Below are 16,295 nucleotides of genomic sequence, written 5' to 3'. Positions count from 1 at the left end.
GGAGAAGAATATGAGTACCGCAAAAGTTGTTGATGTCATCATTCGCAAAACGGCAGAGAAGACGAAATTAACCGGAGAGGGGAATCTCTCGGTCTCTATTTCCTCACCGAGCGTGATTGAAATTCAGGGTTCTGCTCAGGACGTGGTGCGTTATGTCCGCCAGGGGAATGACCTCCTCATTTATATGAAAGATGGCAGCGTGATCCGCTGCAATAATTATTTTGTCGAAGACACGGAAACCCATAATCATTCCGAGCTGGTATTTAACGATAACCAGGCGTTGACGCATATTTCATTTGCCGATGCCGGGGAAGCATCAGGCGTTGCCGCCACCGAATTAACCGCCCAGGCTGCACCCATTAGCAGCATTGAACCTTTCCTGGAGCAGGGAAGCGTCTTAAGCGATGCGCCGTGGGGCTGGATTGCCGGTGCGGCGTTAGGGGGCGGTGCGATCGGCGCACTGCTGGCTCACGGCGGCGATGGCGAAACCAAAACCAGGGTTATTGATAATACAAAAGAAGTCGAAAGCGCCACGCCGACATTTTTGCTGACGGACAACGCGGGTGACAAGCAGGGCGTGCTGAGTGCAAAAGAGGTCACGGATGACAACACCCCCACCTTCAGCGGTACCGGGCAGCCGGGCGCGACCATTCAGGTTAAAGACGGCAACGGCAGCACCATCGCCAGCACCATGGTTGCGAAGGACGGCACCTGGACGGTAACACTCCCGACCCAGGCGGACGGGGAACATACCTGGTCCGTCGTACAGATCGACGGCAGTAAATCGACCTCTGCGGGCAGTATTACCGTAACCGTTTCTACAGCGGATACCAGCGTGACGCTCGCCACCACGGCGGGCGATAACGTGATCAACGCCAGCGAGCAGGCCGCTGGCTTTACACTGTCCGGCACCAGCAAAAACCTGGCCCAGGGAACGGCGCTTACCGTCACGCTCAACGGTAAAACCTATACCGCAGAAGTGGGGGCAAACGGCGCATGGAGCGTGAAGGTCCCTGCGGTCGACGCACAGGCGCTGGGCGATGGTACCTGGACGGTCAACGTCAGCGGAAAAGACGCGGCGGGCAACACCGTGTCCGGCAGCCAGACGATTGGCGTGGATACCGCCTCGCCAGTGATCTCTGTCGACACGATCGCCCAGGACAACATCATCAACGCGGCTGAACATAATCAGCCGCTGACGCTGACCGGGAAAACCGATGCGGAAGCGGGCCAGATTGTGACGGTCACGCTGAACGGCAAAAATCACACGGCGACCGTGGGCAGCGACGGCAGCTGGTCCGTTACGCTTCCGGCCAGTGAAGTACAGGCGCTGGCTAACGGCGAGCACACCCTGACGGTAAACGTCAGCGACAAAGCGGGTAACGGGTCATCCACCACCGCCGATTTCACGGTCGATACCGCAGCGCCAGTGGTCACTATCAACACCGTCGCGGGCGACGACATTCTGAACACCAGCGAGCAGGGGCAGGCGCAGATTATTTCCGGCCAGGCGAACGGCGCGGCGGAGGGCGACATTGTCACCGTGACCGTTGGCGGCAAGACCTTTACCGGTGCCGTCCAGGCGGACGGCAGCTGGAGCGTCGGCGTGCCTGCCTCCGTCATTGGCGCGCTGGGGGAAGGGAGCCACAGCATTTCGGTCTCCGTGACCGATGCGGCGGGCAACACCGGCAGCGCGACGCACGGCATTACGCTGAGCGGCAACCCGCCGGAATTTACCCTTGACCCCATCAGCCAGGATAACGTCCTGAATGCGCAGGAGGCCATGCAGCCCCTGAGCCTGAGCGGGACCAGTAATCTGCCGAACGGCAGCGCTGTCACCGTGACGCTGAACAACGTTAACTATCAGGCCACCGTTGAGAACGGTCGCTGGTCCGTTCAGGTGCCGGTTTCCGACGTGCTGGATCTGGCGAATACCCTTTACACCGTCAGCGTCAGCGGCACCGACAGCGTGGGTAACAGCGGCTCCGCCGAGGCGAATCTGCTGGTAGACACCGTGCTGCCGCAGGTGATCGTCAACACCTTTGCCGGGGATAACCTGGTCAATAACGCCGAAGCGGCGGTTGACCAAACCCTCAGTGGACGCGTCACCGGCGCGGCGGCGGGCGATACCGTCTCTGTCACCGTGGGCGGCAAGAGCTACACCGCGACGGTTGGCAGCGACCTCAAATGGAGCGTGACGATCCCATCGGCCGACCTCCAGGCGTTTGGCGACGGCGATTTAACCTTCAGCGCCTCTGTCACCAATGCGCACGGCAATACCGGCATCGGCGAACGTGATATCAACATCAACGCCGAACTGCCGGGCCTGCGCGTGAACACGATCTCTGGCGATGACGTGATTAACGCCATCGAGCAGCAGCAGGATCTGGCCGTAACCGGCTCCAGCACTCATCTGGCCGAAGGCACACAGATCACCGTTACCATCAATAATGTCGAATACGTCACCACGGTTAACGCCAGCGGCAACTGGCAGATTGGCGTGCCGGCGGCGGACCTTCAGGCATGGACGGCGGGAGGCATGACCGTCAGCGTCAGCGCGGAAGATACCTGGGGCAACACCGTGGCGGCTGAACACCCGATCGAGCTTGACCTGAATGCGGTGGCCGTCACCATCGATACCGTAACCACTGACGATATGCTCAACGCGGCGGAAAAAGGTGCGGATGTCACGCTTTCTGGTCAGACGCAGGGCGTGGAGGCCGGGCAGACCGTGGTGGTGAAATTCGCGGATCAAACCTTTACTGCACAGGTGCAGCAGGACGGCTCCTGGCACCTGACCGTTCCGGCGAGCGCGATGGAAACGCTGATCGACGGGCGTGCGCAGGTGAGCGTCAGCGTGACTAACGTCAACGGCAACAGCGCGGACGCCTCACGCGTGGTGATCGTCGATACGCAGCCGCCAGCCATTACGCTTGATAACCTGACCGACGACAACATCATTAATGCGGCAGAAGCGCAGCAGGATCTGGTGCTCAGCGGCAGCACAACCGCTGAAGCGGGCCAGACGGTCACCGTGACGCTGAACGGTAAATCTTACCAGACCACGGTACAGGCGGACGGTCGCTGGCAGCTGAACGTGCCTGCCGCCGACGTAGGCGCGCTGACCGATGGCAATGTCACCGTGACGGCCACCGTCAGTGACGTGGCGGGCAACAGCAGCAGCGCGGACCGCGTTGGGCTGGTGGATGCCACCGTGCCGCAGGTGATCATCAACGATTTCGTCACCGACACCAACACCGTTAACCAGCTGGCCCATGCTCAGGCGCAGATCCTGAGCGGCTCCGTCACCGGCGCGGCGGCGGGCGATTTGGTCACCATCACCATCAATAACGTGGACTACACCACCGTGGTGGATGCGGCAGGCAACTGGAGCCTCGGCCTGCCTGCGTCCGTCGTTCAGGGGCTGACGGACGGCACCTGGACCATTAACGTCTCCGTGACCGACCAATCCGGCAACACCGGCAGCAGTTCAGTGGATGTGGTGGTCAATACTGTGACGCCCGTTATCGGTATTAACACGCTGGCCGCGGATGACGTGATCAATGCGGCAGAGAAGGGCGCAGATCTGCTGCTTTCCGGTACCAGCAACCAGCCGGAAGGAACCACCATCACCGTTAATCTGAACGGTATCAACTACACCGCCACCACCGACGCCAGCGGCAACTGGAGCGTTACCGTCCCCGCCTCTGCGGTGAGCGCGCTGGGTGAAGCCAATTACACCGTGACGGCGAGCGTCACCGATAATGTGGGCAACAGCGCCGCTGCCACGCACGATGTGCTGGTGGATAGCTCGCTGCCGGTGGTCACCATCAACACCCTCGCGGGCGACAATATCGTCAACGCGGCGGAAGTGGCCGCAGGGCAAACCCTGACCGGAAAGGTTTCTAACGCGGCATCGGGCGATACCGTCACGATTATCCTCGGCGGGCAGACATACACGGCCACCGTACAGGACGATCTCACCTGGAGCCTGCCGTTAACCCAGAGTCAGTTAACCGCGCTCAGCAACGGCGACCTGACCGTATCGGCCAGCGTAACGAACGCGCACGGCAATACCGGATCGTCTTCCCTGGATGTCACCATTGACGCCCAGCTGCCCGGCCTGCGCATTGATACCGTCGCCGGTGACGACGTCATTAACGTTATTGAACACGCGCAGAACCTGGTTATCTCCGGCACCAGCACCGACCTGGCGGCGGGTAGCACCGTCACCGTGACCATCAACGGCAAGAGTTATTCCGCCTCGGTACTGGCAGATGGCACCTGGCAGGCTGCGGTTCCGGCTGCCGACGTCTCCCGGTGGGCGGACGGGTCGCTCACCATCAGCGCCAGCGCGCAGGATACCTCCGGCAACCCGGTGAATATCGGTACCGTTGTGGATGTCGATCTCGCCCCGGTGGCGATAAGCATCAACAGCGTGACGGACGACAACGTGCTTAACGCGGCAGAAAAAGGCCAGGATCTGGTGCTGTCCGGCTCCTCCTCGAACGTTGAAGCGGGCCAGACCGTTACCATTATCTTTGCGGGTAAAACCTGGACCACGACGGTCGATGCCAACGGCGACTGGACCTGCACCGTACCGGCTGCCGATCTGAGCGGCCTGAAGGACGGCGACGCCAGCGTACAGGTCAGCGTCACCAACGTGAACGGCAACGCGGCCTCTTCCTCGCAGGCATTCAGCGTCGATACCGCCGCGCCAGCGGTCACCATCAACACCATCAGCGGCGACAACATGCTGAATGCGGCAGAGGCGGCGCAGGATCTGACCCTGAGCGGGACGTCTACTGCCGAAGCAGGCCAGACGGTCACCGTGACCTTCAACGGCAATCAGTACACCGCCCAGGTGCAGGCGAACGGCAGCTGGACGCTGGACGTTCCGGCGGCGGATCTGGCGGGGATCGCCGACGGCAGCGCGGCGGTCACGGTGACCGTGTCCGATAAAGCGGGCAACCCGGCCAGCGCGGGGGCGTCCGTGCTGGTCGACACTACCGTGCCGCAGATTATCTTCAACATTGTGGCGGGCGACGACATTGTTAATATTGCCGAGCACGGCCAGGCGCTGATTGTCACCGGCAAGGTGACGGGCGCGCAGGCGGGCGATGTGATTACCCTGACCCTGAACGGGAAAGACTACACCGCGATGCTGGATGCGTCCGGCAACTGGAGCGTGGGCGTTCCGGCGACGGACGTGGGCGCGCTGGCTAACGGCGATCAGACGATCTCCGCGACACTCACCGATAAAGCGGGCAACAGCACCAGCGCGACGCACGCGTTTGACGTCTCCCTGACCGCGCCGGTGATTGCCATCAATACCCTGGCGGTTGACGACGTGATCAACGCGACCGAAAAAGGCCAGGACCTGTTGATCTCCGGCACCAGCAACCAGCCGGACGGGACCCGCATCACCGTAACCCTGAACGGTATCAGTTACGCCGCCACCACCGATGCCAGCGGTAACTGGAGCGTCACCGTTCCGGCGGCAAACGTCTCGGTACTGGGCGAAGCAAGCTACAGCGTGACGGCCAGCGTGACCGATACCGCGGGTAATAGCGCGAATACCAGCCATAGCGTGCTGGTCGACAGCGCGCTGCCGCAGGTCACCATTAATGCGGTTGCCACCGACGACGTGATTAACGCGGCGGAAGTGGCTTCCGGACAAACCCTGAGCGGGAAAGTGAGCGGCGCGGCGAGCGGTGACACTGTCACGATCGGTATCGGGGGCAACACCTATACCGCGACGGTTCAGGACGACCTGAGCTGGTCGGTTAACGTGGCGTCTGACGTCTTAACCGCTATCGGTAACGGCGATCTCACCGTAACAGCGAGCGTGACCAATGGCCACGGCAACACCGGCACCGGCGAACGCGACATCACGATTGATGCCAGCCTGCCGGGCCTGCGCGTGGATACCGTAGCAGGCGACGATGTGATCAACAGCATCGAACATGGTCAAAACCTGATTATCACCGGCTCCAGCGACGGGCTGGCGAGCGGATCGGCGCTGACGGTCACCGTCAACGGCAAAACCTACGCGGCAACCGTGCTGGCGGACGGCACCTGGACGGCGGCTATTCCGGCGGCGGACGTCGGCGCGCTGAGCGCAGGCACGATCACCGTGACCGTTGACGGCCAGAGCGCGGCGGGTAACCCGGTTTCCATCAGCCACGACGTGAAAGTGGATCTGGCGGCAGTCGCCATCAGCATTAATCCGATTGCTTCTGACGACGTAATCAACGCGGCTGAGAAAGGCGCGGACCTGGTGCTGTCTGGCTCGACCACCAACGTGGAAGAAAACCAGACCGTTACCATCACCTTCGGCGGCAAGTTGTACACCGCGACGGTGGATGCCAGCGGCAACTGGACGGCGACCGTACCGTCTGCCGATTTGGGCGGACTGAAAGACGGCGACGCCAGCGTGCAGGTCAGCGTCACCAACGTGAACGGCAACAGCGCCTCGGCGGGCCGCGAATACAGCGTGGACGCCACCGCGCCGACGGTGTCCATCGAGATCGTCAGCGACAACAACATCATCAACGCGGCCGAAGCGCAGCAGGATCTGGTCGTTAACGGTGTCTCCAACGCCGAAGCGGGCCAGACCGTGACCGTGACGCTGAACGGCGTGGACTACACCACCACCGTACAGGCGAACGGCAGCTGGAGCGTCACCGTACCGTCTGCGGATATCGGCGCGATTACCGACGGCGATTACACCATCACGGCAGCCGTCGCGGATAAGGCGGGTAACCCGGCCTCGGCGGACCGCGATGTGCTGGTGGATACCACGGTGCCACAGCTGACCATTAACACCGTTTCCGACGACGACGTGATCAACAGCGCCGAGCATGCGCAGGCGCTGATTGTCACCGGTTCCGTGACCGGTGCGGCGGCGGGCGACGTGGTGACCGTCACCATCAATAACAAAGATTACACCGCGACCCTGGACACTTCCGGCAGGTGGAGCGTGGGCGTGCCTGCGGCGGACGTGAGTGCCCTGACCGCCGGGGATTACACCATCACCGCGGCGCTGACCGATAAAGCCGGAAACAGCAACAGCACAACGCACGAGGTTGAAGTCAACCTCACCGCGCCGGTGCTGACCATTGACACCGTGTCCGGTGACGATGTGATCAACAGCAGCGAGAAAACGCAGGATCTGACCATCACAGGTACGGCTTCCGGGCTGGCAGCGGGCGCGGTGGTCACCGTGATGCTCAACGGCAAAGCGTACAGCGCCACGGTGGACACCAATGGCCAATGGACCACAACCGTTCCGGCGAGCGAGGTGGGGCAACTGGGTGAAGCGCTTTACACCGTGTCGGCCTCCGCGACGGACAGCGTCGGCAACAGTTCCAGCACCTCGCACACCGTGAACGTGGAATCCGTGCTGCCTGGCGTCATCATCAACACCGTGGCGGGCGACGACGTGATCAACGCAGCGGAGCTGGCAACCGGCCAGACCATTAGCGGCACAGTGGTGAATGCCGAAGCGGGCAACACCGTGACTGTGTCTGTTGGCGGCCACAGCTACACCGCAACGGTACAGGACAATCTCACCTGGTCCGTCAGCGTACCGGAGTCTGTGCTCACCGCGCTGGGCAATGGCGATCTGACTGTGACCGCCAGCGTCACGAACGGCGTGGGCAACAGCGGCAGCGGCGAGCGCGATATCACTATCGACGCGAATCTGCCGGGCCTGCGCGTGGACACCGTAGCGGGCGATGACGTGATTAACAGCATCGAACACGGGCAGAATCTGATTATCACGGGTTCAAGCGACGGCCTGACGGCGGGCACAGCGCTGACCGTCACCGTAAACGGTAAAACCTATCCGGCTACCGTGCTGGCAGACGGCACCTGGAGCGCGGCGATCCCTTCTGCGGACGTGAGTGCCCTTGCCGCAGGCACGGTCACCGTGAACGTTGAAGGCCAGAGCAGCGCGGGCAATCCGGTGACTATCAACCATGATGTGACGGTGGATCTGGCAAACGTCGCCATCAGCATTGACGCCATCGCTTCCGACGACGTGATCAACGCCGCCGAGAGGGGTGCGGATCTGGTGCTCTCCGGCACCACCTCGAACGTCGAAGAAAACCAGATCGTCACCATCACCTTCGGCGGCAAGAACTACACCGCCACGGTGGACGCTGAGGGTAAATGGACCGCCACGGTGCCGTCTGCGGATCTGACCGGTCTGAAAGACGGCGACGCCAGCGTGCAGGTCAGCGTCACCAACGTGAACGGCAACAGCGCGTCTGCGGGACGCGAGTACAGCGTGGATGCTACCACGCCGTCCGTGACCATCAACACGATTGCCACCGACGATATCCTGAACGCCACGGAAGCGCAGTCCGACCTGGCAATCTCCGGCACCAGTACCGCCGAAGCAGGCCAGACGGTGACCGTATCGCTGAACGGCAAAGATTACACCACAACCGTCAGCGCGAACGGCAGCTGGACGCTGAACGTGCCGGCAGCTGACCTTGCAGGATTAACCGACGGCAGCGTCACCGTGACCGCGGCCGTCAGCGACAAGGCGGGTAACCCGGCGTCGGTGGACCACACCCTGGCGGTGGACGTCACCGTTCCGGCAGTGACCATCCACACCGTGGCAGGCGACGACGTGATTAACGTGGCTGAACACAATCAGGCGCAGATTATCAGCGGCTCCGCCACCGGCGCGGCGGCGGGCGATAAGGTCACCGTCACGATCGGCGGCCAGACTTATACCACCGTGCTGGATGCGGCGGGTAACTGGAGCGTGGGCGTTCCGGCCAGCGTCATTTCCGGCCTCAGCGACGGCAGCGTGACCGTCACTGCGTCAGTCACCGACGCGGCGGGCAATACCGGCAGCGGCACGCATAATGTGACCGTCGATACCGGTCTGCCGTCGGTCAGCTTCAACGCTATCAGCGATGACAACGTCCTGAACGCGGTAGAAAAAGGGCAGGATCTGAGCGTCAACGGCACCAGCGCCAACCTGGCGGAAGGCACTGTAGTCACCGTGACCATGAACGGTAAAAACTACACGGCGACGACTGCGGCAGACGGCACCTGGAGCCTGACGGTTCCGGCTGCGGATCTGTCAGGCCTCGGTGAAGCCAGCTACACCCTGAGCGCGACGGCCACCAACGGCGTGGGCAACAGCATCAGCACTACGGCGAACCTGCTTGTCGATACCGCGCTGCCAACCGTCACCATCAACACCGTGGCGGGGGACAACGTCATCAACGCGGCGGAAGTGGCCGCAGGCCAGACCATTACCGGTAAGGTGGCGAACGCGGACATCGGTAACACCGTGACGGTGAACATCGGCGGCAACACCTATACCGCGACGGTGCAGAGCGATCTGACCTGGTCCGTTAACGTGCCGGAATCCGTCCTGACCGCGCTGGGCAATGGCGATTTAACGGTGTCAGCAACCGTCACTAATGACCATGGCAATACGGGAACGGGCGAGCGCGATATCACTATCGACGCCAGCCTGCCGGGCCTGCGCGTGGATACCGTCGCGGGCGACGATGTGATTAACAGCATCGAGCATGGACAGAACCTGATTGTCACCGGCTCCAGCGACGGACTGGCGGCAGGCACTACGCTCACCGTGACCGTCAATGGCAAAACCTATGCGGCCTCCGTGCTGGCAGACGGTACCTGGAGCGCGGCGATCCCGGCAGCAGACGTCGGGGCCCTGGCTGCGGGCACGGTTACCGTGACCGTTGCAGGCCAGAGCGCGGCGGGCAATCCGGTCTCTATCAGCCACGACGTCACCGTCGATCTGGCAGCCGTGGCGATCAGCATTGATGCCATCGCCACCGACGACGTGATTAACGCGGCGGAGAAAGGCGCGGATCTGGTGCTTTCCGGCAGCACCTCCAATGTGGAAGAGAACCAGACCGTGACCATCACCTTTGGCGGCAAGTCTTACACCGCCAAAGTCGATGCCGACGGCAACTGGACGGCCACCGTGCCTTCCTCGGATCTTGCGGGTCTGAAAGACGGCGACGCCAGCGTGCAGGTGAGCGTGACCAATGTGAACGGCAACAGCGCGTCTGCGGGCCGGGAGTACAGCGTCGATGCCACGGCGCCAACCGTGACCATTGACACGGTAGCCGGCGACAACGTGATCAACGGCAGCGAAGCGGCTGCGGGCGTGGCCATTTCCGGCACCACCACGGCTGAAGTCGGTCAGACGGTAACCGTTAACCTCGGTGGAAACAGCTATACCGCACAGGTTCAGCAGGGCGGCGTCTGGAGCATTAACGTGCCGGCCGCCGATCTGTCCACTCTGGCGGATAACGGCTACACCGTGCAGGTGAGCGTGAGTGACGCCGCGGGTAACCCGGGCAGCGCGGGCAAAGCGATTACGCTCGATACTACGCCGCCGACCGTCAGCTTTAACGTCGTGGCGGGCGATGACGTCATCAACAGCGTTGAGCACGGGCAGGCGCAGGTCATCAGCGGCACCGCAACCGGCGCCAGCGTCGGCGATAAGCTGGTCATCACGATAGGTTCGAACCAGTACACCACCACCGTTGACGCCAGTGGCAAATGGAGCGTGGGCGTTCCTGCCAGCGACATTTCTGCCCTGACCGACGGCACCGTGACCCTCAGCGCGACAATCACCGACAGCGCGGGCAACAGCAGCACCCAGACCCATGACGTGGTGGTAAATACCGCATCGGTCGCGCTGACCGTCAACACCCTCAGCGGTGATGACGTGATCAATGCGGCAGAAGCGGGGGCGTCGCTGGTCATCAACGGCTCGAGCGCGCAGTTTGCTAACGGCACGCAGGTCACTATCACCCTGAATGGTAAGAGCTATACGGCCACTATCCAGAGCGATGGCTCCTGGACAACCACCGTACCGGCCGCCGACGTGGGCACCCTGGCCGACGGCGCGCGCTACCAGGTTTCTGTTTCGGCGCAGGACAGCGCCGGGAACAGCGCCTCGGCGACGCACACCATCAGCGTGGACACCACCGCGCCGGTGATTAGCGTGAACACGTTGTCGGGCGACGATGTGCTGAATGCGGCGGAAGCCCAGCAGCCGCTCACCGTACACGGCTCTTCCAGCGCGGAAGCAGGCCAGACGGTGACCGTCACGCTGGGCGGGAAAACCTACACTGCGCTTGTGGCAAACGACGGCACCTGGACGCTCGACGTCCCGGCCGCCGATCTTGCCAACCTGAGCGAAGGCGCGCTGACGGTCACCGCGTCGGTGAACGACAAGGCGGGTAATAACGGCCAGACGACGCATACCTTAACGGTCGATACCGTCGCGCCAGCCGTGACCATCAGCACCGTGGCCGATGACGATATCGTCAACGACGCCGAGCAGCTGGCGGGACAGACCATCAGCGGGACCACCACCGCGGAGCAGGGCCAGACGGTGACCGTCTCCTTCAACGGCCACAGCTATCAGGCGACCGTGGCGGCGAATGGCTCCTGGTCCGTCTTCGTACCGGGACGCGACTTCCTCGGACTGAGCGACGGGGATTACACCATTACGGCTACGGTGAGCGATAAGGCAGGTAACCCGGGCAGCGCAACGCACGACGTGACGCTGAACGGTGACGTGCCGACCATCGCCATTAACACCTTTGCGCAGGATGATATCGTCAACGCCGCCGAGCACGGCACGCCGCTGGTTATCAGCGGCACCACCGATGCGCCAACGGGCCAGACGGTGACCATTACGCTTAACGGTAAAACCTACACGGCTACCGTTCAAAATGACGGCACCTGGAGCTATACGGTCGGCAGCGCAGACGTGACCGCGCTGGCGGACGGCGGTTCGTACGTGATTAACGCGCAGGTGAGCAACGCCATCGGCAACAGCGCCAGCGATAACCATACCGTTACCGTGGATCTCACCGCACCGTCGATGGGGATCAGCATTGATTCCCTGCAAAACGATACCGGCCTCAGCGCGAATGACTTCATCACCAACGACAGCCAGGTGGTGGTGAATGGTTCCCTGACCGCGCAGCTCGGCAATAACGAGAAGGCGCAGATCAGCCTTGACGGCGGTACCACCTGGATTGACCTGACCGTCACCGGCACCACCTGGCGCTACACCGATGGCCGTACCCTGACCGACGGTACGTACCAGTACCAGGTGCGCGTGATCGACAATGCAGGCAACGTTGGGGCAACGGACAGCCAGGACGTGGTAATCGATCTGACGAAGCCTGCGGCGGCGACTATTACCGTGGATTCCGTCTCGCAGGATACCGGCCTGTCCGACAGCGACTTTATTACCAGCGACAACCAGATCAGCCTGAAAGGGACGCTCGGCGCGGCCCTGGGCAGCGGCGACCACGCTCAGATCAGCCTCGACGGTGGCGCAACCTGGACTGACGTGAGCGTCAGCGGCCTGAGCTGGACCTACGTTGACGGCCGCACGCTGGCCGACGGAGACTACAACTATCAGCTGCGGGTGATTGACGACGCGGGGAATATCAGCGCCACTACCAGCCAGGTGGTGACCATTGATACCGTCGCGCCGGACGCCAGCAAAACGATCGCTATCGACAGCATCAGCGACGATACCGGCCTGAGCAGCAGCGACTTTATCACCAATGATACCTCCCTGACGCTGCACGGCTCGCTCGGCGCAACGCTGGCCGACGGCGAATATGCCCAGATCAGCATCGACGGCGGGGTCACCTGGCAGAACGTGATCGTCACTGGCAACAGCTGGTACTACGTGGACGGCCGCACGCTGGGTAACCAGACCTATGACTACTACGTTCGCGTAGTGGATGCGGCAGGCAACGTAGGTGCCAGCGCTCATCAGCAGGTGATGGTCGATACGGTCGCGCCGGATGCGGCGATTACGGTTACCGTGGATAACATCACCGTCGATACCGGCTTCGACAATAACGACTTCCTGACCAGTTCGACCTCGTACACGCTCAACGGGACGCTCGGGGACGAACTCGGGGCGGGTGAGTATGTGCAGGTGAGCATGGATGGCGGCACCACCTGGGTTTACGCCACGGTAAGCGGCACCCGGTGGAGTTATAACGACACCCGCACCCTGGCCGACGGCGACTACCGCTATCAGGTGCGGGTTGTCGATCAGGCGGGCAACGTTGGGGCCACCACCACGCAGGACGTGACGGTGGATACCCAGGCGCCGCAGTACGGCATCACCATTGACAGCATCAGCGAAGATACCGGGCAGTCCGGGAGTGATTTCATCACCATGGACACCTCGCTGACGATCAACGGCTCGTTGGGCAGCGCGCTGGCCAGCGACGAGCGCGTACAGATCAGCCTCGACGGCGGTAATACCTGGATTGACACTACCGTCACTAACCAGCGCTGGAGCTATACGGATACCCGCGATCTGGCAGATGGGGATTACACCTACCAGGTGCGGATCATCGACCAGGCGGGCAACGTCGGCTCAACCTCTTCGCAGGTGGTAACGGTTGATACCACGCCGCCTGACACGGTGGGAACGGTGGTCAGCTATACCGACGGGGAAGGAGAACGTACAGGCACGTACGGCGCATCAGTCGCGACGGACGATACCTCGCCGCTGATCAACGGTACGCTTAACCGCGCTCCGGAAGATGGCGAAATCGTGCAGCTTTACCGGGACGGGATCTTGCTGGGTCAGGTCACGATGAACGGCAGCGCAAGCTGGTCCTATCAGGACAACGGCCTGCTCGACGGGAATCACACCTACATTCTGCGCGTCACCGACAAAGCCGGTAACTACACGGAATCGGATGGCTTTGTGCTGAACGTCGATACCAGCATCCCGACCACCACCGCGGCGATTACTGCCCAGACCACCTCGGATACCACGCCGATTGTCAGCGGTACGGTCTCCGCAGACCTGGTGAACGGTGAATATCTGGTGGTGACGGTGAACGGGAAAACCTACACCTCCCAGACCGGCGGTGCGGTGGTCGTCGACCCGGATCACAATACCTGGTATCTACAGATCCCGGACAGCGATGCCCTGAGTGTGGCGAGTTACGACGTAACCGCGCAGGTGAAGAGTAGCGCGGGCAACGGTAACACCACCGGTACGGCAACCGGTAGCCTGGTGATCGATACCACCTCGGTGAATACCGACTGGGCGACCACTGCGGGGAACAGCAACAACTCAACCATGACTCTCGGCATGAACAGCAGCGGGCTGTGGAATATCATTGCTAATGGACAGTCTTATTCCAGCAGCGATGATTCAACCTATGCCGGGAATACGTTAACTAACACCCGTAGCTACTATGTGGTGAGCCAGACGGCAGCTGACTTTGACCGTAACGGCACGCAGGATATCTTTGCGACGGAGAACACCTACGCGGGCTCTACGCAGGTGATGTGGACCTACGATGGCAGCAGCTACACCGCCAGCCAGCTGGCGATGGGAACCACCATCTGGTACGGCGGCGTAATTGCCTACGACAAAACCGGCGATGGCTATCTTGATCTGGCGTACGGCGATGCCGGTATGGACTCCCTGACCTACCTGGTGAATACCAACGGCGTTCTGTCGCCGGACGGCACCGGCGGGGAAGGTGGATTCTACGGCCAGTTCGATTCCGGGCGTGAAATCTCCGGCGTCGACCTGAACAACGACGGTACCGTGGACATCGTGCAGCACACCAACCGCAGCGGGGCGTACTCGCTCACCGTGATTAACAACAACGGGAACGGTACGCTTTCCATTGGCCAGAACCTGACCAACGTGTTTGTGGCCAACGCCTCGAATACCACCACGGCGGCCTCCATGACGTGGGCGGACTTTAACGGCGATGGCTACATGGATCTGTACCTCGGCAGCAGCTACAACAACAACGGCGGGGTGATTTACTACAACGACGGTACCGGGCAGCTTTCCACGACCAAAAGCGCGGTGGAAGCCTCTAACGCCACGGCGGGCTATCTGTCGGTGGCGGTAGACTGGAACGGTGACGGGCAGATGGACATCATCAAGCTCAGCACCTACGGCAGCTCACAGACGGCGACCCTGTTCACCAACAACGGCTACGGCTCAACCTGGACTTCAAGCCAGCTGGCTTCTGGGCTGGCCAACGTCACCGGTGTCGCCGCGGTGGACTACAACTGGGACGGTGCGCAGGATCTGCTGGTGTCTCAGCAGAACGGTAAGGTGGTGCTGGTGCAGAACAATGCGGAGATCGCTGACGGTACCGCGATGCATCTGCACATTGTCGATAGCGAAGGCATCAACGCGTACTACGGCAATACGGTCAATCTGTATAACGCTGCGGGCGTGCTGGTGGCCTCGCAGATCATCAACGCTCAGTCCGGCATTGGCTCGAACGATACCTCTGCGCTGGTGAGTTTCTACGGGCTGGATCCGAACGAAACCTACTCGGCGGAGATCGTGAAGATCACCAACGGCGTCTCGGATAACGTCACCTGGACCGGCCTGGACGCGGGCAACGGCAAAGAGGGTTATGTTCTCACCGCCGAAGCGGCCACCGGCGGCCACAGCGGAACCATCACCGGTACCGGGTATAACGACACCTTTATCGCAGAGGATGGGACCTATACCTATAACGGCTCCGGCGGCTGGAATACCCATTCCGACTACGACACCTGGAGCAATACCGGCGGCATGGACGTGGTGGATTATCGTAATGCCACCTCTGGGATAACCGTTGATTTGCGCCTCTCAACGGCGCAGGACACCGGATTCGGTACCACGCGGTTGTTGAATATTGAAGGGATTAACGGCTCCGACTATGACGACGTGATCACCGGCAACAGCGGTGATAACCAGTTCGAAGGCCGGGGCGGGAACGACACCTTCAACATCGGCAGCGGCGGTCACGATACGTTGCTCTATAAGCTGATCAACGCGTCTGACGCGACGGGCGGCAACGGTAGCGATGTGGTGAACGGCTTTACCGTCGGCACCTGGGAAGGGACGGCGGATACGGACCGTATCGATCTGCGCGACCTGCTTTCCGACAGCGGCTATACCGGCACCGGCTCGGCGAGCTACGTGAACGGCGTGGCGACGCTGGACAGCAGCGCGGGCAACATCGCCGACTACATCCGCGTTGTGCAAAACGGCAGCAACACCGAGATCCAGGTTGACCTGGACGGGACGGGCGGTCAGTTCACGCCCACCACGCTGGTGACGCTGAACGGCGTGCAGACGGATCTGGCGACGCTGTTGGCCAATCATCAACTGTTAATTGCGTAAAACAACGCCGCGGGGAGCGCTCCTCGCGGTCTTTTGCGTTTCTTTACACGAATAGCCATAACCCTATATTTCACAA

1 protein-coding gene is annotated in these 16,295 nt (G+C 61.7%); it reads left to right on the top strand.

All coding sequences use genetic code 11. From position 1 onward, the window contains the following. The first annotated feature begins 10 nt into the window (after positions 1–10). Entirely contained in the window at positions 11–16,219 is a 16,209-nt protein-coding gene (locus SK62_RS10635; protein ID WP_047719580.1) for an Ig-like domain-containing protein, read from the top strand. Positions 16,220–16,295: the final 76 nt, after the last annotated feature.

Source organism: Enterobacter sp. BIDMC109, from assembly GCF_001037885.1.
Lineage (GTDB): Bacteria > Pseudomonadota > Gammaproteobacteria > Enterobacterales > Enterobacteriaceae > Enterobacter > Enterobacter hormaechei_C.
Note: the sequence above shows the minus strand (reverse complement) of the source record. Positions and strands in the feature narration are given on the sequence as shown.

Bases quoted from the DNA above. Each gene is read 5' to 3' on its own strand.
- SK62_RS10635 (WP_047719580.1), top strand. From the start codon at position 11: ATGAGTACCGCAAAAGTTGTTGATGTCATCATTCGCAAAACGGCAGAG.